This window comes from Nitrospina sp. P1_D6, from assembly GCF_052156615.1.
Classification (GTDB): Bacteria; Nitrospinota; Nitrospinia; order Nitrospinales; family Nitrospinaceae; genus Nitrospina.
This window is the reverse complement of the sequence record NZ_JBQKUN010000005.1, coordinates 1-21,578: the sequence shown is the minus strand read 5'-3', so window position 1 is coordinate 21,578 and position 21,578 is coordinate 1. Positions and strand designations below refer to the sequence as shown.

Annotated in this window: 18 protein-coding genes; 12 read left to right on the top strand and 6 right to left on the bottom strand. The window is 56.3% G+C overall.

Annotated features, from left to right (window positions below; all coding sequences use genetic code 11):
• Positions 1–7 precede the first annotated feature (7 nt).
• Positions 8–316 carry a hypothetical protein gene (locus ACTRXA_RS09675; RefSeq protein ID WP_442426993.1) on the top strand — a complete coding sequence of 103 codons (309 nt, stop codon included), beginning with the start codon at positions 8–10 and terminating at the stop codon, positions 314–316.
• Positions 317–541: 225 nt separating this feature from the next.
• Here the strand turns inward: ACTRXA_RS09675 and ACTRXA_RS09670 are convergent, their stop codons facing one another.
• Positions 542–1,939, bottom strand: coding sequence for a DEAD/DEAH box helicase (locus ACTRXA_RS09670; protein WP_442426992.1), 1,398 nt, complete (start codon positions 1,937–1,939; stop codon positions 542–544).
• Positions 1,940–2,303: 364 nt separating this feature from the next.
• On the opposite strand from ACTRXA_RS09670, the gene ACTRXA_RS09665 reads away from it, so the two are divergent.
• The 5 genes from ACTRXA_RS09665 to ACTRXA_RS09645 all read left to right on the top strand — a co-directional run bounded on the left by ACTRXA_RS09665 (position 2,304) and on the right by ACTRXA_RS09645 (position 8,249).
• Positions 2,304–4,013 (top strand): FAD-binding protein, encoded by a 1,710-nt coding sequence (locus ACTRXA_RS09665; protein ID WP_442426991.1) that lies wholly within the window; start codon positions 2,304–2,306, stop codon positions 4,011–4,013.
• Positions 4,013–4,951: a succinate dehydrogenase/fumarate reductase iron-sulfur subunit gene (locus ACTRXA_RS09660; protein ID WP_442426990.1), complete on the top strand. Its 939-nt coding sequence runs from the start codon at positions 4,013–4,015 to the stop codon at positions 4,949–4,951. Before ACTRXA_RS09665 ends, ACTRXA_RS09660 begins: the two co-directional genes overlap by 1 nt.
• Positions 4,948–5,832 carry a CoB--CoM heterodisulfide reductase iron-sulfur subunit B family protein gene (locus ACTRXA_RS09655; protein ID WP_237100792.1) on the top strand — a complete coding sequence of 295 codons (885 nt, stop codon included), beginning with the start codon at positions 4,948–4,950 and terminating at the stop codon, positions 5,830–5,832. The genes ACTRXA_RS09660 and ACTRXA_RS09655 overlap by 4 nt, the downstream gene beginning before the upstream one ends.
• Before the next feature lie 191 nt (positions 5,833–6,023).
• Entirely contained in the window at positions 6,024–6,623 is a 600-nt protein-coding gene (locus ACTRXA_RS09650) for a hypothetical protein (protein ID WP_442426989.1), read from the top strand.
• A gap of 69 nt (positions 6,624–6,692) precedes the next feature.
• Positions 6,693–8,249: an SLC13 family permease gene (locus ACTRXA_RS09645; RefSeq protein ID WP_442426988.1), complete on the top strand. Its 1,557-nt coding sequence runs from the start codon at positions 6,693–6,695 to the stop codon at positions 8,247–8,249.
• A gap of 3 nt (positions 8,250–8,252) precedes the next feature.
• Here ACTRXA_RS09645 and ACTRXA_RS09640 read toward each other — a convergent pair whose 3' ends face one another.
• The 4 genes from ACTRXA_RS09640 to waaC all read right to left on the bottom strand — a co-directional run bounded on the left by ACTRXA_RS09640 (position 8,253) and on the right by waaC (position 12,523).
• Complete coding sequence (locus tag ACTRXA_RS09640) at positions 8,253–9,038, bottom strand: enoyl-CoA hydratase-related protein (protein WP_442426987.1); 786 nt, start codon at positions 9,036–9,038, stop codon at positions 8,253–8,255.
• A 95-nt stretch (positions 9,039–9,133) separates the two neighbouring features.
• A complete protein-coding gene (gene gcvPB / locus ACTRXA_RS09635; RefSeq protein WP_442426986.1) occupies positions 9,134–10,630 on the bottom strand; it encodes an aminomethyl-transferring glycine dehydrogenase subunit GcvPB in 1,497 nt (498 codons plus the stop codon).
• Between the two features lie 35 nt (positions 10,631–10,665).
• The gene (locus tag ACTRXA_RS09630; protein WP_442426985.1) at positions 10,666–10,863 is read right to left on the bottom strand and encodes a Trm112 family protein; all 198 of its coding nucleotides are present in this window, start codon (positions 10,861–10,863) and stop codon (positions 10,666–10,668) included.
• 13 nt (positions 10,864–10,876) lie between these two features.
• Positions 10,877–12,523: a lipopolysaccharide heptosyltransferase I gene (gene waaC, locus ACTRXA_RS09625; RefSeq protein ID WP_442426984.1), complete on the bottom strand. Its 1,647-nt coding sequence runs from the start codon at positions 12,521–12,523 to the stop codon at positions 10,877–10,879.
• A 98-nt stretch (positions 12,524–12,621) separates the two neighbouring features.
• Between waaC and ACTRXA_RS09620 the strand changes: the two genes are divergently transcribed.
• The 6 genes from ACTRXA_RS09620 to ACTRXA_RS09595 all read left to right on the top strand — a co-directional run bounded on the left by ACTRXA_RS09620 (position 12,622) and on the right by ACTRXA_RS09595 (position 21,209).
• Positions 12,622–13,320, top strand: coding sequence for a TIGR04282 family arsenosugar biosynthesis glycosyltransferase (locus ACTRXA_RS09620; RefSeq protein ID WP_442426983.1), 699 nt, complete (start codon positions 12,622–12,624; stop codon positions 13,318–13,320).
• Positions 13,317–14,600 carry a histidinol dehydrogenase gene (gene hisD / locus ACTRXA_RS09615; protein ID WP_442426982.1) on the top strand — a complete coding sequence of 428 codons (1,284 nt, stop codon included), beginning with the start codon at positions 13,317–13,319 and terminating at the stop codon, positions 14,598–14,600. Before ACTRXA_RS09620 ends, hisD begins: the two co-directional genes overlap by 4 nt.
• Positions 14,601–15,120: 520 nt before the next feature.
• The gene (locus ACTRXA_RS09610; RefSeq protein ID WP_442426981.1) at positions 15,121–16,947 is read left to right on the top strand and encodes a cytochrome ubiquinol oxidase subunit I; all 1,827 of its coding nucleotides are present in this window, start codon (positions 15,121–15,123) and stop codon (positions 16,945–16,947) included.
• A 93-nt stretch (positions 16,948–17,040) separates the two neighbouring features.
• Positions 17,041–18,399: a cytochrome C gene (locus ACTRXA_RS09605; RefSeq protein WP_442426980.1), complete on the top strand. Its 1,359-nt coding sequence runs from the start codon at positions 17,041–17,043 to the stop codon at positions 18,397–18,399.
• Positions 18,400–18,485: 86 nt separating this feature from the next.
• Positions 18,486–19,433 (top strand): c-type cytochrome, encoded by a 948-nt coding sequence (locus ACTRXA_RS09600; protein ID WP_442426979.1) that lies wholly within the window; start codon positions 18,486–18,488, stop codon positions 19,431–19,433.
• 60 nt (positions 19,434–19,493) lie between these two features.
• Entirely contained in the window at positions 19,494–21,209 is a 1,716-nt protein-coding gene (locus ACTRXA_RS09595) for a c-type cytochrome (RefSeq protein ID WP_442426978.1), read from the top strand.
• 152 nt (positions 21,210–21,361) lie between these two features.
• Here the strand turns inward: ACTRXA_RS09595 and ACTRXA_RS09590 are convergent.
• Positions 21,362–21,578, bottom strand: a 217-nt coding sequence (locus tag ACTRXA_RS09590) for a DNA-directed RNA polymerase subunit omega (protein WP_442426977.1), incomplete at its 5' end; no start/stop codon positions are given.

Genomic DNA, 21,578 nt, shown 5'->3' with positions numbered 1-21,578 from the left:
AACAATTTTGGGAAAATTTATCGAGACACATTTCATCGGCTCATGGATGCCGTGGGTCGGTGGCGGGTTGCTGGCAGGGTTGTTCCTGCTGTTCGCGGGGGTCAACGCGGTGGTGTTTTATAAAGGGGTGATCCGTAAAGAAAAAGTCGGCTCCGGCGTTCCCTTCCTCGGCGGCCTATTCGGCATGATCGGCTTCCTCACGCTCCCCGTTCCCCTCCTCAACGAATTCTTCTGGCTGCCGCTTCTCCTCGATTTGGGATGTGTGCCTCTGATTATTTATTTTCCGATCTGGTGGATGTTCCTGAAAGAAAAATGAAAGGGACCTCCGGTGTACGCAGACGAACACAGATAAAACCTAGATTCTTCGCTACGCTCAGAATGACAGATGGTATCCCGGAATGTCATTCCGAAGAGGTACAGGCGACGAAGAATCTGTGTTTGATCCCCTCCTTTGGCAGGAGGGGAGGGTTGAAAGCATTCTTTTGGAAAAATGAATCGGAAGTTGGATTCGGCGGTGGGGTAAGAAAAAAAAGAGCAGGTTTTAACTTGTGGACGAACTGGAGGGGTTGGGACCGCTTCGGCGCCGGGGGTTGGAGGACCTGCGGCCGCGCGACCGGTTGCCACCGCCGCTGCCTCCACTGCCGCGATTGCCTCCACCTCCGCCGCTTCCACTGCGGCGCGGGGGACGTCCGTTGCGGGCCGGACCGGAGCCGCCGCCGGGGCGTCTCTGCCCGAACGGTCTCGGCTTGCGCCGGGGCGGGGTGCCTGGCAGCTCTTCCTCGAACATCTCTTCTTCCGGCCACTCGACGGGAATCTTCACCGTCAACGTCTCCTCGATGCGCACCAGGTTGTCCACGTACTCCTCGCAGGCGAGGCTGATGGCGTCGCCGCGCTTGCCCGCACGCGCCGTTCTGCCGATGCGGTGGATGTAGTCCTCCGGGTCCTGCGGCAGGTCGTAGTTGATGACGTGCGTGATGTCGTCGATGTGCAGTCCGCGCGAGGCAACATCGGTGGCGATCAGGATGTTGAGTTCGCCTTCGGTGAACTTCTCCAGCGTCTTGATGCGTTTTTTCTGCGGCAGGTCGCCGGAAATCTGCGCGGCGTTGTAACCGTTGTGCTGCAGGCGCAACTCCAGGTTTTCCGCTTCCGCCTTGGTGTTGGTGAAGATGATGACCTTGTCACCCTGTTCCTGCTTGAGCAGGCCCAGAAGCAGGCTGAATTTCTCGTGCGAACCGACGTGGTACATCTTCTGGTCCACCTTGTCCACCACCAGTTTTTCCGGCTCGATGCGCACCGGGATCGGATCGTTCATGTGCTCGTAGCACAGTTCCATGACGCGGTGGTTCAGCGTCGCCGAGAACAGCATCGACTGGCGTTTGTTGTAAGGCGAAATGTTGCGCAGAATGTAGCGCAGGTCCTTGATGAAACCCATGTCGAACATGCGGTCGGCTTCGTCGATGACCAGCACCTCGACGGATTTCAGGCTGAAGAATTTCTGTTTGTAAAAATCGATCAGGCGGCCCGGCGTGACGATGAGCAGGTCCACGCCTTTCCTGATTTCTTCCCTCTGCTTGTCGTAATCGACACCGCCGTAGATGCAGACGGTGCGGAATCCCGTGTGCTGGCCCAGTTCGTGGGCGTCGCGTTCGATCTGGATGGCGAGTTCGCGCGTCGGCGCGATGACGAGTCCCCGTGGCGCCACCCAGGTGTTGCCTTTCTGTTCGGGTTTCGGCGTCCGCAGCAGTTTGGTGAACAGCGCGATCAGAAAGGCGGCGGTTTTTCCGGTGCCGGTCTGCGCCTGTCCGGCGACGTCTTTGCCTTCGAGTGCGTGGGGAAGGGTTTTCGCCTGGATGGGGGTGCAGTGCTGGAACCCGGCACTGCGGATTCCCTCCATGACCTCCTCAGGCAAAAGGAGGCTTTCGAATTCAACTTGTTCCATAGTGGTATTTTGTTTTCCGGTTCACCAGTGGAGGAGGCCGTAAGGCGGTTCGCACGGGATCGATTTCAGGATGGTCCGCAGATTGCGGACTTCGGCACGAGGTATTGATTTTTTACAAGTTGCGCTAGTATATACCAGCTATTGGGGTTTGCAAACCATTACCTCATTTTTCTTGACAACCCCTTCGGGTTGGTGGTTCAATGCCCCTTCTATTTTAACGGCTTCCCTGACAGGTTGCGACACATCTCGCCCATGGAATGCTTCGCCGGGGGCACCCCCGCCGGGTCTGTATTCGGACCGGACAGCGTTATGGATTCTATATAAATCAAACAGTTAACTCTATTTCGAAACAAGCAGGTGGCGATTGATTAAGCACGACGTATTGATAGTGGGGGCGGGCCTGGCGGGAATGCGCGCCGCCCTGGAAGTGTGCAAGGAACTGGATGTCGGTATTCTCAGCAAGGTCTATCCTTCGCGGTCGCACAGCGGCGCCGCGCAGGGCGGCATTGCCGCCGCGCTGGCCAACTCCGAGGACGATTCCTGGGAAGAGCACATGTTCGACACCGTCAAGGGCGGGGATTACCTGAACGACCAGGATGCGGTGGAGGAATACTGCAAGTCCGCCTCGCGTGTCATCTACGAACTGGAACATTTCGGTTGCGTGTTCAGCCGGATGGAAGACGGGCGCATCGCCCAGCGCAGTTTCGGCGGGCACTCCAAACCGCGCGCCTGTTTCTCCGCAGACCGCACCGGACACGCCATCCTGCACGCCCTGCACGAACAGGTTCTCAAAAACAGCAAATCGATCAAGATTTATTCCGAGTGGTATTTCCACGAGCTGATCATCCAGGACAACCGTTGCCAGGGTGTGGTGGTCAGCGACATCCGTACGGGTGAAGTGGAAGTGATCCAGGCGAAGGCGGTCGTCATGGCCACCGGCGGTTACGGCCGCGTGTTCCAGATCACCACCAACGCATTCGCCAGCACGGCGGACGGCGCCATTTCCGCCATCCGCGCGGGACTGCCTCTGGAGGACCCGGAGTTCGTGCAGTTTCATCCGTCCGGGTTGTGGCGGCAGGGCATTCTGTTTTCAGAAGCAGCACGGGGAGAGGGGGGATACCTGCTGAATGGAGCCGGTGACCGTTTCATGGAGAAATACGCACCGTCGCGCATGGAACTGGCGCCGCGCGACATCGTGGCGCGCGCCGAGCAGAGCGAGATCGACGAAGGCCGCGGCGTCAACGGCGAGGATTTCATCCACCTCGACCTGCGGCACCTCGGCGAAAAACGCATCATGGAACGCCTGCCGCAGATCCGGCAGCTGGGCATCGATTTTATCGGCGTCGATTGTGTGAAGGATCCGTTGCCGATCCAGCCGTCGGCGCATTACTCGATGGGCGGCATCCCGACCAACATCCATGGTCAGGTGGTGCGCGATGGAGACGGCACAGCGGTGGAAGGATTCTTCGCTGCGGGCGAGTGCGCCTGCGTCTCCGTTCACGGCGCCAACCGGCTGGGTACCAATTCCCTTCTGGATGCCACCGTCTTTGGAGAACGTGCGGGACGCTCCGCGCTGGAATATGGCCGTGGAGCCACGTTTGGTCAGGTCAACGAAGGCCAGGAAAAAGCCCGCGTGCTCAAATCCATCGAGGAAATCTTCCAACGCGAAGGCACGGAAAGCTACAATGATGTCCGTAATGAAATGAAACAGACCATGATGCGTCTGTGCGGCGTGTTCCGAAATGAAGAAAACCTGAAGGAATGCGTCGATTCCATGCGCGCGCTCCAGGTGCGGTTCAAAAAAGGCAAGGTCACCGACAAGGGCAAGATTTTCAATTCCGAGTTGTATGAGATCATCGAACTGGGCAATATGTTGATGATGGCGGAGATCATCGCCACCGCCGCGTTGAACCGGAAAGAAAGCCGCGGCGGACATTACCGCACCGACTTTCCCAAACGCGACGACGAAAAATACCTGCACCACACACTGGTCTATGGGCAGAACGGCGGCCTGGATCTGAAAACCAAGCCGGTCGTCATCACTCGATTTCAACCGAAGGAAAGAACGTACTGATGGCTACTTTTCGCATCAAGCGGTTCAATCCGGAAAAGCAGGCCGAACCGTATTACGAGGAATTCGAATACGATTTTCCGGAAGGGGCGACCCTGCTGGACTGCATGAACCACATCAAGTGGACCCAGGACGGCACGTTGACCTACCGAATGTCTTGCCGGAGCGCCATCTGCGGCTCCTGCGGCATGAAGGCGAACGGACGCGCCGTGCTGGCCTGCCAGCGCCAGGCCGCGCACCTGTTGAAAGACGGCAAGGTCACCATCGAGCCGCTCGGCAACATGAAACCGATCAAGGACCTGGTGGTGGATTTCAAACCGTTCTGGGACAAGATCGACGCGGTCAAACCGTATCTCGAAAACAACGAGAAACCGCCGGAAAAAGAACACCGCATGAGTCCCGAGCAGTTCAAACTGCTCGACGACACCAGCACCTGCATCATGTGCGGCAACTGTTACTCCGACTGCAACATGCTGGAGGTGGATGACAATTTCCTCGGTCCGGCGGCACTCGCCAAGGCCCAGCGCTTTGTGGACGACTCGCGCGACCAGGCGAGGAAGGAACGCATCAAGGAGCTCAGCAAGCCGGGCGGCATCTGGGACTGCACCCACTGTGCGGAATGCGTGGAACGCTGTCCGAAACCGGCGCGGCCGTTTTACCGGATTAAAGAATTAATGAAGGTGGCGCTGGACGAAGGCGTAACCAACAACAACGGCGCGCGGCACGCGTTGTCGTTCGCGAAATCGATCAAGCACAGCGGGCGGCTGAACGAAAACACCCTGCCCGTCGAATCGGTCGGCTACTTCAACATCAAGGGCCTCATGGACCTTCTGCCCGTCGGCCTGCGCATGGTGCTCAAGGGCAAGGTGCCGCCGATCATCCATCGTTCGATCGATGACCAGAAAGACGTGAAGCGTATCTTCGAGGAGTTGGGAGAATGAAGTTTGCACTGTTCACCGGGTGCGTGTCGAAAGGCGCGACCCGCGAGTTGATGCTGGCCACGACGAAATCCGCCCAGGCGCTGGGTATCGAATACGTGGAAATGAAAAGCGCCGCCTGCTGTGGCGCGGGTGTGCTCTCGGAAAAGAACCCGACCCTCACCGACGCCCTCAATGCGCGCACCTTCGCCATCGCCGAAGAGCAGGGACTGGACCTCGTCACCATCTGTTCCACCTGCCAGGGCAACCTGAAGAAATCCGAGTGCAACCTGAACGATGGCGGCGAATACAAGGATCGCATCAACTACATCCTGAAAGAAGGCGGCCACCAGTACCAGGGCGACAAGATTCAGATCAAGCACTTCTCCAACATCCTCGCCACCGAGGAAGGCAAAAAACGCCTGCGCGAGAAGATCAAGCGTCCGCTCACCGGCCTCAAGGCCGCGGCGTTCTACGGCTGTTACGTGCTGCGCCCGTCCGAACTTTCCGAGTACGACGACCCGGACAACCCGACGGAGCTGGAAGAGTTGTTTGAAATCCTCGGGGCGACACCGGTGTATTACGACAACCGCATCAAGTGTTGCGGTTTCCCCATCATCATGATGAACAAGGAAGCCTCGCACGAAATGGCGGGCAACGCGCTCATCGACGCCGCGCAGCAGGGGGCGGACGTGGTCGTGACCGGCTGTCCGCTGTGCCACCTGAGCCTCGACTCCTACCAGCCGGAAATCGACAACCTGCGCGAGGCCGGCTACGTGATGCCGATCCTGCACCTGCCGCAGCTGGTGGCGCTGGCGCTCGGGTTCTCGCCGGAGGAGATCGGCATGGACACGCACATCGTCTCCACCGCGGGCATCGACCGCATCCTCAAGCAGCACGCCTGAAAACTTTGGTTAGCTTTCTCTAAGTTGGTTTTTCGTAAGAAAAAGCTGTACCATAGCTAAAAGTTCATTTTGCCCCTTCCCTCATAAGAACCAACCTTTCCTTCTATATGAGCCCAAGGAAGAACATTCCCGAATCAGTAGAAAATGAAGTTCTTGTTCAAGTAAGGCGTCGTTGTTCCTTGTGTTTTGGGTTGAACCGAGATGATAAGCCAAAGAGAGGGCAAATTGCCCACCTTGATAAAAATCCGAGTAATAATAATCCTTCAAATCTTGCTTTCTTATGCTTTGACCACCATGATGAATTTGATTCAAGAACAAGCCAGAGTAAGGGCTTTAAGGCAGGTGAAGTAAAAAAATATCGTGAGGAACTTATAAAGCATTTTGGGGTATGGACGAACCAAATAAAACAAAATGAGCTTCTTAATTTTCTCGCTTATACTATTGATTTAGATGTGATGGCAGATGCCGCAATTAAGGTTTGTTCAGGATTAGATTTATACGGGGTGGAGCACGCTTTTGAAGTATTGACAACAGATTCATTTAACCATTGTGATTACGATCTCTTAATTCCCCATCTTTTAGCCTTAGATTATTTCGCCTCTTGGGGTTGGCTAACATATACTGATGAAGAAAAAGAAATTCAAGGTGAAATGCCTCGGGTTTTTGTCACTGTGACACGAAAACCTATCTGTGATGAAGTTGCGAATGCCATATTAAAAAAGCTTCGTGGAGATGGGAAAAATGTTGATCAAATGATTAAGCAAGCCAAAAATCGAGGATGGCTAAAGTAATGTTTCATATCTTATTTTAAAATTTACCCAATAGTAGAAACGAATGCCCCCTGCTACACTGGGTGTGCGATGTTTACGGAAAAATTCCTGATCCGCAAAAAACTGGCGTTGATGGCAGGCGGCCTGTTCCTGTTCGGCTTGCTGGTGGCGAGTCCGCCCCTTGCCGGGCTGAGTGCTGACTCACAGAAAATGGTGGCGGTGACGTTCCTCATGGCCGTCCTCTGGATCGGCGAGGCCATCCCCATTCCCGCCACGGCGCTCATTCCTCTCGTGCTGTATCCCCTGCTCGGCATCCTGCCCAGCAAGGATGTCGCTCCGCATTACGCCAACCACCTCGTGTTCCTGTTCATGGGTGGATTCATGATCGCGCTGGCGATGGAGCGCTGGAACCTGCACAAGCGCATCGCGCTGGTCATCATCCGCGCCATCGGCGGCAGCCCCAGCCGCATCGTGCTCGGCTTCATGGTGGCGACCGCGTTTCTTTCCATGTGGATTTCCAACACCGCGACGACGATGATGATGCTCCCCGTCGGCATGGCGGTGGTGCAACAGATTGCCGTGCAGACACGAGCGAGCAACGGAGACGCGGTCGATCCCGTTGTCATTGAAAAGCAGTTCGGGCTGGTGCTCATGCTGGGACTGGCTTACGCGGCGAGCATCGGCGGGGTGGGGACGCTCATCGGGACACCGCCCAACATCGTTTTCGCCGGGTTTTACAAGAACAGTTTCCCGGAAGAACCCGACATCACCTTCACCGGCTGGATGGGGTATGCCCTGCCGGTGGTCATCGTATTCCTGCCGCTGGTGTGGTTTTACCTGTGCCGTTTCGCAACGGGCGTTTCCATATTTCAATTTCAGGTGGAAGACGGAACGAAGAGCGTCATCGACCGCGAACTGGAATCGCTCGGACCCATGAGCCGTGCGGAAAAGTTCGTCGGCGTGGTGTTTGTGACGGCGGCTTTTCTGTGGATCTTCCGCAAGCCCCTTGCCGTGGGTGCACTCAGTATTCCCGGCTGGTCGGAGGCGTTTCCGTGGTCGTTTTACCTTCATGATGCGACCGTGGCGATCCTGATGGGACTGGTTCTCATGATTGTGCCCATTGGTTTTCCCGGCGGCATGATGCTGGGCGAGCGGCGGGAGTTCTTTGCGCTCGACTGGAAAACCGTGCAGGAGGGTGTGCCGTGGGGCATCCTGCTGTTGTTCGGCGGCGGCTTTGCGCTCGCCGCGGGTTTCCGTGAAACCGGGCTCGACCTGTGGATCGGCGAACGCATTGCGGCGGGCAACGGCATGCTTTCTCTCTGGGGCCTGGTTCTCGTTTTGTGCCTCGGCATCACCTTCCTCACCGAGTTCACTTCCAACACGGCGACCGCGACCATGATCCTCCCCGTCATTGCCGGGGCCGCGGTGGCCATGCCGTACCATCCCCTGCTTCTCCTGATCCCGGTCACGCTGTCGGCGTCGTTCGCGTTCATGATGCCGGTGGCAACGCCGCCCAACGCCATCGTGTTCGGAAGCGGCTGGGTGACGATTCCCAAAATGGCCAGGGTCGGGTTCTTCCTCAACCTGCTGGGAGCGGGGCTGGTGACGGTCTGGATGGTGTGGGTGGTGCGGGGATGGATCGGCTGAACTCTACCGTCCGGTGAATCTGGGCACGCGTTTTTCCAGGAACGCACGGATGCCTTCCTTTGCATCTTCTGTATCGAATCTCGCACCAAACAGGCGCGCTTCTTTTTCGAACGCGTGTTTTTCCAGTTCGTCGTCGCGGGGGAGCAGGGTGGCGAGGATGGCGTTCACCGACCCCTTGCTTTTTCCCTGCACCTGACGGGCCAGTTCAAGCGCTGTCTCCAGCGCCGCGCCGGGTTTCACCACCTGGTGCACGATGCCGAGACGCGACGCCTCCGCGCCGTCGATTTCCTTTGCCAGCAATATCATGTTCATCGCCTGCGTCACCCCCAGGATGCGTGACAGGCGCACCGTGCCGCCGAATCCGGGAAGCAGGCCCAGGTTCACCTCCGGCAGGCCGAGCCGGGAGGCGGTGGTGGCGATGCGCAACGGACAGGCCAGCGCCAGTTCCAATCCTCCACCCAGGCAGACGCCGTCGATGGCGGCGATGACGGGTTTCGGCAGGTGCTCGATCTGGTGCAGGACCGCCTGGCCGCGTTCGGCGTAGGCGCGTCCTTCATTGGAGTTGCGGATGGCGGCGAGTTCCCGGATGTTCGCCCCGGCGGAAAAGAATTTGGGGAGCGCGCTGTGGATCACCACGGTGCAGATGTCGATGTCGCCTGCGAGGTGCTGGATGCGGCAGGCCAGTTCGTCGAGAACGGAACGGCTGAGCGCGTTCACCGGGGGGTGGTGGAGGGTCAGAACGGCGGTGCCGTCTTCGACCACCTGCGACAGATGCGTGGTGTCGTTCATGAGCGCCCCCTGAAAAAAGGTTCCCGCCTGCTTCAGGCATTATATCGCAAGAGGGAGAAATTCAATAATGGAGCCGGGAGGGAAAACGTCCCGTATCAGGACGCCGGTTTCCAGCGCAGTTTGGGATGGCGCGCGGCGCGAGCTTCGTCCGGGCGCGACACCTTGGAGAGATACGGCGCGTCGTGGAAACTTTCGGCGTCGTTCTCCGCCTGTTTGGCGATCTCTTTCATCGCCTGGATGAAGTCATCGAGGGTCTCTTTGGACTCGGTCTCGGTCGGTTCCACCATGAGCGCCCCCTTGACGATCAGCGGGAAGTACACCGTCGGCGGGTGGAATCCCTTGTCGATGAGCGCCTTGGCGATGTCCATGGTCTTCACGTTCTGCTTGAGCTGGTTCTTGTCGTTGAACACGCACTCGTGCAGGCTGGGTCCGGGGTAGGGCAGGAAGTAGGTGTCCCTGAGCCGCGCCTTGATGTAGTTGGCGTTCAACACCGCCGACTCGCAGGCCTGGCGCAGGCCGTCGGGTCCGAGTGTGCGGATGTAAACATACGCGCGGAGCAGGATGCCGAAGTTCCCGTAGAAAGCGCGCACCTTGCCGACGCTTTCCGGCTGGTCGTAGTCGAGCGAAAACTGCCCGTTGTCGTTCACGATGCGTGGCACGGGAAGATAAGGCTCCAGAATCTTTTTGACGCCGACGGGCCCGGCGCCCGGTCCGCCTCCGCCGTGCGGGGTGGAGAACGTTTTGTGCAGATTGAAGTGGAGCACGTCCACACCCATGGTGGCGACCTTGCAGACGCCCATCAGCGCGTTGAGGTTCGCGCCGTCGCAATAGACGAGGCCACCCTTGCCGTGCACGATCTCGGTGATTTCCAGAATGTCTTTTTCGAACATGCCCAGCGTGTTGGGATTGGTCAGCATGATGGCGGCGGTGTCCTCGTCCATCAGGTTGCGCAGTTTGTCGATATCGATCAACCCTTCCGCATTGGAGGGGATGTGCACGACGTCATAACCGCACAGGGTGCAACTGGCGGGATTGGTGCCGTGCGCCGAGTCGGGCATCAGCACCTTGCTCCGCTGTTTGCCTTTGGCCTGGTGGTAGGCGCGGATGGTGAGCATGCCGGTCATCTCGCCATGGGCGCCCGCGGCCGGTTGCAGGCTGACCGCGTCCATGCCGCTGACTTCCTGCAGAAACTCCTGAAGCTCGTGCAGGAGACGCAGGCTTCCCTGGGACAGGGACTCCGGCGCATAGGGATGGTTCTGCGCGAATCCCGGCAGGCGGGCCATGTCTTCGTTGATCTTCGGGTTGTATTTCATGGTGCACGAGCCCAGCGGATAGAACGCGCTGTCGATGCTGAAATTCCACTGAGACAGACGCGTGTAGTGGCGCACCACGTCGAGTTCCGACAACTCGGGCAAATGATCAATGGGCTCGCGGAGTTCCTCCGGCGGCAGAAGAGTTTGCAGTTCCACTTCCGGGATGGTGCTGGATGGCAGGGAGTAAGCCCTCCGTCCGGGGGAACCCAGTTCGAATACCGGGGGTTCCTCGAACACCAGTCCTTTGATGCCGGTTTTGCTTTCTTCCACGTGTGCCATGAAATTCCTTTTTTTGGTATTTATATTGAAATGGGTCAGATTGCTGACTGGGTGTCGTCCGCCTTGCTGGTGTCCTCCGCCTCGTTCATGAGCATGATGGGAATGCCGTCGCGAATGGGGTATTTCAGTTTGCAGGCGCCGCAGAGCAAGCCATCTTCATTTGGCGACAACTGCAGGTCTCCCTTGCACTGGGGACAAACCAGAAAATCGAGCAATTCTTTGTCAAAAGCCATGAGTATTCCAGGTTCAGTCCACCCGCATTCCGTCTGGAGTCCTGGGTGGAGCCGGATGGGAACTGCCATTCAGGCAGGCGCGCACCGTTTCGAAGACTTCGTCAACCGATATGCCTTCCATGCATTCGTTATGGGTGGGGCACGTTCGCTTGTAGCAGTAACTGCAATGCAGTTTTTTGACGATCACCTTGTGATGTGAGCCGTAGGGTCCATTATAAACAGGATCGGTGGGTCCAAACAAGGACACAGTGGGAATCCCCAGCGCCACGCACAGATGCAGGGTTCCCGTGTCGCCGCCGACGAACAGGCTGGCGCGGTCGAACAACGCCATGCTCTGGTGCAGGCTGCTGGGCGGCGCCACCCAGTGCGGTTGTTTCATATGGGAAGCCAGACGGTCGACTTTCCCCTTTTCACCGGGCCCCCAGGTGAGCAGGATGTGGGCCCCCAGTTCGTTGTGAATACGGTCGCCCAATTGGGCAAAACGATCGAGTTCCCACTGTTTGGTCTTGTAACCGACCCCGGAATGGAGCACCACCACCGGCCGCGTACCGAGGTCCGGATTCCGGTCGAAAAATTCCTGCGCCTGATCCTGGGCGGCTTCAGGAATCCGCACCACGAACTCCTGTGACAGGTCCCGGGCGCCGAGTGCGCGGATCATCGACAGGTTTTTATCGACAACGTGGATGGTGCGTCCCACGGCCGGAACCTTGATGTTGGTGAAGAGCGCGTTCCACTGCTCGCGGCAGTCGGTGCGGTCGAAGCCGACCCGGAGCGGCGCGCCGGATAGCGCCGCCAGCACCCCGGTTTTGATGAGCCCCTGGATGTCGATGGCGAGATCGAAGTTGCGCCCGCGCAGTTCGCGGTAAAAGGATCGCATTTCCATCAGGGTCGCGGGAGTGAGGTTCTTTCTCCATTCGCGGGTGCGCACCACCAGCACCTCATCGAGGTCGGGGTTGCCGTCGAGGACGTCCGAAAACTTTTCCTCCACCACCCAGGTGATGTGTGCGTTGGGAAACGTCTGGCGCAGCGTGCGGAGGGCGGGCAGGGTGTGCACCACGTCGCCCAGTGAACTCAGGCGTACCAGCAGGATGCGCCGGATGTTCCAGCCCGGCCCGTTGAGCGGCAGGACTTCCGGTGCCAGGTTCCAGTTTTTGGGAGCGAATTTGTAAATGGAAAAAGCCATGACCGTTCCCACCCCCATCCCCATCAGCACGTCGCTGGGATAGTGCACGCCCTGATACAGTTTGCTGATGCACCCGCCCAGCGCGAATAGAAATACCGGCACCGCGGCGCGGCGGAAATAGCAGCTGGTGATGGTGGCGAATGCGAACAGGTTGGCCGCCTGCGACGAGGGAAGGGAATAGGAATTCGAACAGAAAATCAGCGGTGTCAGGAATTCCAGGTCGTGGCAGGGCCGGGGGCGGGCGAACACCGGCTTCAAAACCTCGTGGACCAGAAAATCCGTAAGCAGAACCGTTGCCGCCGCTGTCAAAATATAATACAGGGCCTTTTCTTTTTTAAGATAAACCAGGGCGCCCGCGGCAACCAGACCGGGAAGCAGATAGACCCTCTTGTCATTCACAGCGACGACGAAAGAGTCCAATGTCGAAAATTGCAAATTCTGCTTGATCCAGTACAATACCGCGATTTCAAATTCCATCAGCAAGTCCAATTTGTGTTGCGTTTCAATGGTTTCCAAGTCTATGGGCATTGCTGGGGGGAGTCAATTCTTTTGTCGGTTGCGAAAGGCCTTGAGAAGTGGGAGTTTCCGGGAAACAGGCACTCATTCTTTTCGCCAGGGACCCGCAGGCGGGAAAGGTGAAAACCCGCTTGCAGACCTGGCTGGACACCGACGCCACCTACAGGTTGTATTGCCATATTCTGGAAGACAGCCTGCGCAACGTGTGTGCCGTGGAAGGCGTGGACCGGTTCGTCGGCATTCATCCTGCTCACCAGTCCGGGTTTTTCGACACGGTGGAAAAATCCGGACAGGTGCGCCTGTTCGAACAGGCAGGGGAACACCTGGGAGCACGCATGCGGAACGCGTTTGAACAGAGGTTCGCCGAGGGGTACGAGACGGTGGTGATCATCGGGTCCGACAGCCCGACTCTGCCCCTGCCGTATATCCGGCAGGCGCTCGACACCGATCGGGACATGACACTGGGCCCGTGTACCGACGGCGGTTATTACCTGATCGGCATGCACCGCAAAGTGACCGACGTGTTCGAGGGGATCGAGTGGGGATCCGAGCACGTTCTGACCGCCACGCTGGAGCGGGTGAAGCAGGCCCGCAACACATTGTTGCTCCTGCCCGTGTGGTATGATGTCGACCGTCCTGAAGATTTGCGGTTTCTCAAAACACACCTTGAATACCTTCAGCATACGGGGCTCGAGGAACACACCGACACCCTGAGCTTTCTTCAACAATTGAATTTGAACTGGGAATCTGCCGTATGAGGTTATTGAAATTTTCCGATCCCGATTACCGGGAAGAAATCGAGCGTCTGGTGAACCGTTGCGACGTGGATTTTTCCACCCAGGACCAAGCGGTGCGCGACATCATTGAACGTGTGAAGAAAGAAGGCGATGCCGCGGTGGTCGCCTTCACCAACCAGTTCGATCATACCGAATACAGCGTGGAGGACCTGCGTGCCACGAAAGAAGAAATCCAGCAGGCCTACGATGCCGTCAAGCTCGAAGAACTGGAAGCGCTGAAGCTCGCGGCGGACAACATCGAGCGTTACCACCAGAAGCAGGTTCAGCATTCCTGGGAATACAAGGAAGGCGAAGTGTACCTGGGGCAAATGATCCGACCGCTGGAGACGGTGGGGGTGTACGTTCCGGGAGGGAAGGCGTCGTACCCCTCTTCCGTGTTGATGAATGTGATTCCCGCACGCGTGGCGGGGGTCGAGCGTATTGTCATGGTCAGTCCCACGCCGCGGGGAGAAGTGAGTCCGCACTGTCTCGTGGCCGCAGACATCGCCGGGGTGGACGAGATCTACAAGATAGGCGGCGCGCAGGCGATTGCGGCCCTGGCGCTGGGAACCCGAGTTATTCCGCGGGTCGATAAAATTGTCGGTCCGGGCAATATTTATGTCGCCCTCGCGAAGCGGCTGGTGTTCGGGCTTGTCGATATCGACATGATCGCCGGCCCGAGCGAGATCCTGGTTTTGGCGGACGACACCGCGCGCGCCGACTTCATCGCCGCCGACCTGCTGTCGCAGGCAGAGCACGACGAAGACGCCGTGCCGATCCTGGTGACACCGTCCGAGGCGCTGGCCGAGGCGACGCGCGACGAAATCACCCGTCAGAAGGCGGAATTGGGCCGCAAAGGCATTGTGGATGCGTCGCTTGAAAACAAATGCCTGCTCATCGTCACCCGCACGCTGGACGAAGCGGTGGACCTGGCCAACCGGGTGGCCCCCGAACACCTGGAACTGGCGGTGGACAATCCCCATGAGATGGTGAAACGGATTCGAAACGCCGGGGCCGTGTTTATGGGCCACTACACCCCGGAAGCCATCGGCGATTACCTGGCGGGCCCCAACCACGTGCTTCCGACCAGTGGAACCGCCCGTTTTTCCTCGCCTTTAGGCGTATACGACTTCATAAAACGAACGAGCCTGATTTCTTATAATAAGGAGGAATTGGACCGTGTAGGGCAGGCCTGTAGCGTACTGGCCGAAATGGAGTCTCTCGAGGCACATTCCAGGGCGGTGAAAATCCGGATTTCATAAGGGGTTAAACCCCCGGAAACCCTTAAAAACAAAAAATTAGAATTTTCTTGACAACCCCAATTAGCCATGTTAAAAATCGGCGTCTTATTATGTCCAAGTGCCCCTATTTGCCCTAAGGCCTTATTATATAAAGGTTATTGAAATCAAGCATTTAGGTTGGCGGTAGTGACTTGATGGCGTGAAAAAGGCTTCAAAAATGCATCCTGTGAACGTCTGGTGGTTGGCGGAATCTGTCGTAGTTACAGGAGCCGAACGTGCCCGAAAATAAAGGAATTGTGAAGAAGTTTTTGAATATAGAAGCATTATCCAAGTTATTGTTTTTCTTTTAGGATACCGGATCTTTCCTTAAGGAGGTTAGACGATGTTCAACGCAGAGGCTAGAAATTCCAAAGTGCTGTCCCTGGCACTGGTTCTGGCGTTCACCTTGTTTGCTCTTCCCGCGGTATTTGTTGATCAGGCCCAGGCCAAGGAGGCGTTTGCTGAGCAGGTTTTTGCTGAGGAAGCGTTTGCCAAGGAAGTATTGGCTGACGAAGAGGCCGCCGGTGAAGAGGGTTCAGGTGCGCCGGAAGTTGAGTGGAGTCAGGACGTGTTTTACAAGGACTGGGAGGGGAATCCGCTCAAAGGTCCGGTAAGCGGCGCGCCTGCTCCTGAGTTGGGGCCGAATGACTACGATAGTTATTCTTTTGTTCCCAGCCGCATCCTGATCTGGATTGCCAACCAGCAGCACCTGTATTTCGGTAGCTTCGTGTTGGCGGTTCCGATTTTTTGTATGCTCATCGAGTTCATTGGTATTCGTACCAAGGAAAACGATCCGGTCCTTTCTGCCAAGTATGACCGGCTGGCTCACGACCTGATGAAGGTTTCGCTGACTGCGTATTCCTGGACGGCGATCCTCGGTGGTATTCTGCTGTTCTCCTTCATCACCCTGTTCCCGGGTTTCTTCAAGTACATGGCCAGCATCTTCCGCCCCGTCATGCACGTTTACGCGCTGATGTTCCTGGCGGAGTCCGGCGTTCTTTACGTGTACTACTATGGCTGGGACAAGATGAGTCAGGATCCGTTCCTGAAGTGGATTCACTGCTCCCTGTCGGTTCTGCTGAACCTCATCGGTACGATTCTGATGTACCTGGCGAACAGCTGGGCGACCTTCATGCAGGCGCCGGGCGGTATCGACGAGCAGGGACGCTTCCTGGGTAACATCTGGCACGCCATTCATTCCACGCTGTGGAATCCGGTTGGCGTGCATCGCATCCTGGGTAACATCGTTTTCGGTGGTGGTATCGTTGGTGCTTATGCCGCGTATCATTATCTGAAGGCGAAAACCCCCGAAGAGAAAGCCCATTACGACTGGGTGTGCTACATCGCCATGTTCATCGCCATCTTCGGCCTGATCCCGCTGCCTTTCGCAGGGTACTGGCTGATGAAAGAGGTGTATGCGTTCCGTCAGCAGATGGGCATCACCCTGATGGGCGGCATCATGGCCTGGCTGTTCATCATTCAGGCCGTCATGATCGGTCTGCTGTTCTTCGGTGCGAACTCCTACCTGCATAACTCGATGTCCCGCGTTAAGGGATCGCATCGTTACATGAAGTACTGCAAGTACATGGTTCTGCTGTTGATCCTCTGCTTCACGGCGTGGATGACCCCGCACACCATCGTTATGACGCCGGCTGAGCTGAAAGCGATGGGTGGCGCGCAGCATCCGATTGTCGGTCACTTTGGTGTTATGTCTGCAAAGAACACCGCGGTGAACCTGATGATCACCTGTACGGTTCTTTGTTTCCTGTTGTATCAACGGTCTAATAAGAGGATCGTGGTGCCCTGGGCGACCATCGGGAACTGCTGGCTGACCGCCATTTTCATCGGCGCGGCCATCAATATCGTGTTCCTCGGTGTGTACGGTTACTTCCTGCCCGCCAACCAGCGCGTGGGTCTTTCCGTTCCTCAGGTAACCACTACCCTGACGACTCTGTTCGTTGGCACGGCCATCAATATCTCCATGTTCAAGGATGCGGAGTCGTTCGGTGAGATTGAGTGGGGTACCCAGTCGAAAGTGGGCACCTACGCCATTCTCCTGATGGCGATCTCCTTTACCTGGCTGATGGGCCTCATGGGTTATATCCGTTCTGCGGTCCGGTTGTTCTGGCATGTTACCGAGGTTCTGCGTGATAACTCGGTGGATGCTTACACCCTGACCATTGGTGAGGCGGGTAAAATCCTCACGTTCAACGCCCTGTTTGTATGGGTGCAGTTCGTGGTTGTTTTCTGGGTAGGTGGCTTGGCTGGTAAGAAGAAGGCCGCAGAGGTTCCCGAAGGGGTTCCGGTACCTGCTCAACAGCAACAGTAAGAAATAGATGAGCCGCCAGCCTCCGGGCTGGCGGCTTGTTTGGAATTTAACTTAAGTTTTTAGTCTTGTATTAGCCGAGGAGAGGAGAAAGGGATGCTTCCAGAGCAGCACGATATTTTGTGGTCTTTTCTCACAATGATGTGCACCATCTTCGCTCTGTATGTGTTCAATTCCGTCGTCCAGATCTGCCGGGCGAAAGAGGAAGTGAATACGACGAAGTGGGGCGTGGTGTTTGGCGTATTTTTGGTCGTTATCTTTGTGATGACCGTCCATATGTTCACTCTGGTTCAGCGCGACCAGATGTTTTTCTTTTTCTTCAGACAGTTGCCGGTGGTTCTGCTCCTGCTCCTGATTTGGGGATATTTCTTTAAAAGCGAAGATATCGAAAGCCAGTCCGAGCCTCTGATTCGGGCCGGCTATTTTTTCGCGGTCGTTTCCATTCTGCTGGCGGGTTACACCAACTGGTTGCCGCAGCAGCGCAGTGATCCCCCGCCCAAGGGGGGTATCGAGCTGACCGGTGAGATGACCATGGAAGAATACACCGAGCTGGGTCGCGTGATTGTTTTTGGTGCAAAACAGGTGGCCGGTCAGAAGGCAATTGGTAAAGGCCAGTGCCCTCTGTGCCACAGCTTCGATCCGGGTGACCATATGGGTCGCTGCCCGAATTTGTTCGGGGTTGAGGAACGGAGTCACTCGCGGGTCAAGGAAGACCGTTACCTAAACTCTCCGATCAAGGTCGGTGAGAAGGATCAGGCTTCCGGAATCATCAAGGGCAAACCTGAAGAGATTCCTGAAGAATATCGCCGCAGTGGCCCCTATGAGCTCGCCGGTGAGGATTACCTGCGTGAGTCTTTGATGTGTCCGTCCTGTTACGTGGTCGAAGGATTCGGTAAGGCGGGTGACACGGTCAGCCCGATGCCGATCATCCACAAGCCGCCGATCAGCTTGAGCCGCATTGAGTTGAACGCGGTTGTGGCCTGGATGCAGGCCAAGGACACCCCCGGAGACTTCGCGAAGGTTACCGTTCCCTTGCCTTCACCGGAAGATAATGCCGCTCAGGAAGAGGAGTCGGCCGGTGGTGATGATGAGGAACGGCCTGTCTTTGTGACCGGTAACGAGCCTATTGAGGAGATCATCAATACGCTGGGTTGCCCGCTCTGCCACAAGATTCCGGGAATTCCGGGTGCTGTGGGTGAGTTGGGACCGCCTCTGTACGAAAAGGTGAATACCCCGAAACGTTTGAAGGACCCGAACTACAAGGGGAAAGCCAAGACTGCACATGAGTACACCAAAGAGTCGATCCTCAACCCGAGTGCGTATGTCGTGTTTAATGAGGAAGCCGGCGAGCCGTATCCGGATGGCGTCATGCCTCAGGATTTTGGCCAGAAGCTGTCGGTCCAGGCTCTCGATAAGTTGGTGGACTTTATCGCCAACACGGAACCTGAAGGTTAATCCTGGAGGAAATCGGGAGGATTTCAATGAATCAAGGTGTTAGAAACGTAGTAATAGGTTTGGTTTTATACGCCGTGGGCTGGGCAGTGTTTCACTTTGCCCTGTTGCCCTGGTTTAAATCCGGGGAATCCGGCTGGTTCCATTACATCATCCAGAACCGGTACTCCGGCTTCGGCATCCTCATGCTTTACTTTGTGGCCTTCAACCTCATTTTAAAGCTGAAGCCGCCGATGTTTATGAACGCAGCTGTCGTTTGGCTTGCGGGTTTGTATTTTTACAAATTCATTCTGTATCCGCCGATCCCCTGGACGCTGCTGATCACCTACATGATGCTGTGGACGATCGGTACGTTTTTGTACATCTCCCAGGACCCGAAGACGTTTACGGAATTCCGTCAGCCCATTGTTCATACCATCCTGGCTGAGACCAAGGGTTTCAGGATTGCCAGGTTGATTGTGTTCACGGCACTGCCTCTGCTTGTTGGTTTTGCCACTTACGACGGCCTTCTGCCGAAGTTTCAGGAGCCGGTAGAGTTGCGGACGGTCCATCCGGCACCGCCCGCCACCACCCGGGTCCATGGTAAGACCTATCAGTTGGAAGGTTTGACCAACCCGTTCCGTATCGATGAGCAGGATAACTACAAGGACAGTTTCCCGTTCCTGGATGCGGACAAGCAGGAGTACATGAAGTATGTAACCGAAGGTGGTACGGTATTTTTTCAGAACTGCCACTACTGCCACGGTGATCAATTGAACGGCTTGGGAATGTTCTCCCATGTTTTTAACCCCACTCCCGCTAACTTCGTCGACCCGGGAACCATCGCCATGTTGCGCGAATCGTTCCTGTTCTGGCGTGTTGCGAAAGGCGGACCTGGTTTGCCGAACGAATCCACTCCGTGGTCCTCGGCGATGCCGCCTTGGGAGGAACACCTCAAGACTGAAGAAATGTGGAAAGTCATCCTGTTTGAGTACTGGTACACAGGCTGGCATCCGCGTACGTTTGACGACGAATCTTCGGTTAAGGGTGGAGAGTAACCGTTCATTCAATGAATTGAAAATTCAAGGTTTTAAATATCTTTCATGAACGAGGAAAACATGATGAGCATTTCCAAGAAGATCGTTAGGCGCTGGCTGGTGACGGCAGTTACATTGGCCGTCCTGAGCGTGCCTTCCATCCTTTTTGCTCAAGACTACCGCAAGCCGGATCCGGTCCAGGAAGACAAGCTGGAACTCGGGAAGAAGGTTTATTTCAAGCGGTGTGTCTGGTGCCATGGGGTGGAAGGTGGCGGTGACGGTCCCTCGGCGGACCGCCTGTTCACCCGCCCGCGTAACTTCATCCAGGGTACCTTCAAGATCCGGACAACGGACTCAGGTGAGTTGCCGTTGGATGAAAACCTGATCAATACCGTTAAAAACGGCCTTCCCGGGTCGGCCATGCCCCCCTGGGGTGAGGTTCTCAGCAATGAAGAAATCGTATCCGTTGTCCAGTTTGTAAAAACACTGGTTCAGGATCGTGACTTCAGCGGTGATTTTGAAGAACTGGCAGTACAGGACTTCGGGACCATGCCGTGGAGTGTTAAAGAACCTTTCTATATGGGTGTTCCGCAGGAAGCCATCGATGCCGGTAAGGAAATCTTCCAGAAAAACAAGTGCTGGGAATGTCACGGTGGCGAAGGCCGCGGTGATGGTAACCCCACCATGAAGGATGACTGGGGATTCCCGATCGTGGCAGCCGACTGGACCCAGTGCTGGAATTTCCGTGGCAGCCGCCGCGATCCCTACAATCCTTTCCATGTTGTTCGCACGGTATCCACCGGTTTGAACGGAACCCCGATGCCGAACTTCAAGGATCAGATCACGGTGGAAGACCGCTGGAAGCTGGCTGCTTTCGTCAACTCCCTGTGTCCGCGGAAGAAAATCGACGCCTTGACCAACAAGCCGGTCAATGACTTCCTGATCGGTTCCAAGTACACGGAAGGTCCTGTCTCCACGGATTTCAACGATCCCATGTGGCAGGCTCCGGAGCACGATCCGAGAATTGTAAAACGCCCGGAAGGATATGAAGGCGACCAGAAATGGCATTACATTGCCCTGGCTGGTCAGATCACCCGCGGGAAGCGCAATTTCGACCCGAAGGTGGACAACCTCTGGGTTATGTCTCGGTGGAGTGCCGAGGAACAGGCTGTGTACTACCTGGTTGAGTACCACCAGCGGTTTCTGGGCGACGATCCTGAGTATCCGGAAGCCGTGGCCATTCAGTGGCCGGGCAAACTGGAGGAACTCTTCGGCGCGGAAAAACCGTATTTCATCTACGGCGATTCCAAAAAGCCGGTTGACATCTGGAAGGCCAAATTCCTTCCGAAGAACTACTCCGCCACCAATGCACCCAACCCTGACGGCTACGACCTGGATATCAGCGTCGTCGAACTGGTTGGTCATGGTTTCGAGGATGTGAAGGAAAAAGAAACCCCCGGTGGTGTTGAAATTGTCAACTCCAAGTTCCATCAGGGCCGAGTGAAAATCATGTTCAAACGGTCGTTGACCACTGAAAATCCGGATCAAACGGATGTTCAGATCCCGACCAAATCTTTTATCCCGATCTCCTTCATGCAGTGGGCAGGACGGGATAAAGAGCATGACGAGCACATGGCGATTTCGACTTGGGCTTACACCATTCTCGAACCGCCTCTGCCCGCAGAGCGCATCTGGCTGCCGCCTATCATGGCTGCCGTTTTCTTCGGCTTCCAGCTTTGGCTGGTGCGGATGACCAAACGGACCCGCCAGATGCATGCTGAAGGGAAAGCCAATTAATTCCCTTTAACGACGCAAAACCAGAAAGGCCCGCCGAAAGGCGGGCCTTTTTTTATTGTCTGAATTATTGTAAAAGCCGGGATGGTACGGTTGGGCCGGGGGGTGTTGCCGTCTGGATTTAAATAACAGGAGAGGAGACGAGACGAGACGGTTCAGGCGCTGATCTGTTCGAGGTCCATGTTGCCTTCGATGATTTCCCGCAGGGACAATTCGTAGAAACTTTTGGGGCTGTCGTACTCAGCTTCCTTCACTTCAATCGTGGGTTGGGCTCCTTTTTCCAGCTGGTGGATTCGCTGGGCCACCAGGATGCATAGCAGATACCGGCTCTTCACCACATCCAGTGCTTTCTTTTCCAAAACAAGAATTTCT

Coding starts and splice junctions, on each gene's coding strand:
- ACTRXA_RS09670 (WP_442426992.1), bottom strand. CDS start 1,939: ATGGAACAAGTTGAATTCGAAAGCCTCCTTTTGCCTGAGGAGGTCATG.
- ACTRXA_RS09660 (WP_442426990.1), top strand. CDS start 4,013: ATGGCTACTTTTCGCATCAAGCGGTTCAATCCGGAAAAGCAGGCCGAA.
- ACTRXA_RS09655 (WP_237100792.1), top strand. CDS start 4,948: ATGAAGTTTGCACTGTTCACCGGGTGCGTGTCGAAAGGCGCGACCCGC.
- ACTRXA_RS09645 (WP_442426988.1), top strand. CDS start 6,693: ATGTTTACGGAAAAATTCCTGATCCGCAAAAAACTGGCGTTGATGGCA.
- ACTRXA_RS09640 (WP_442426987.1), bottom strand. CDS start 9,038: ATGAACGACACCACGCATCTGTCGCAGGTGGTCGAAGACGGCACCGCC.
- gcvPB (WP_442426986.1), bottom strand. CDS start 10,630: ATGGCACACGTGGAAGAAAGCAAAACCGGCATCAAAGGACTGGTGTTC.
- ACTRXA_RS09630 (WP_442426985.1), bottom strand. CDS start 10,863: ATGGCTTTTGACAAAGAATTGCTCGATTTTCTGGTTTGTCCCCAGTGC.
- waaC (WP_442426984.1), bottom strand. CDS start 12,523: ATGGAATTTGAAATCGCGGTATTGTACTGGATCAAGCAGAATTTGCAA.
- hisD (WP_442426982.1), top strand. CDS start 13,317: ATGAGGTTATTGAAATTTTCCGATCCCGATTACCGGGAAGAAATCGAG.
- ACTRXA_RS09605 (WP_442426980.1), top strand. CDS start 17,041: ATGCTTCCAGAGCAGCACGATATTTTGTGGTCTTTTCTCACAATGATG.
- ACTRXA_RS09595 (WP_442426978.1), top strand. CDS start 19,494: ATGATGAGCATTTCCAAGAAGATCGTTAGGCGCTGGCTGGTGACGGCA.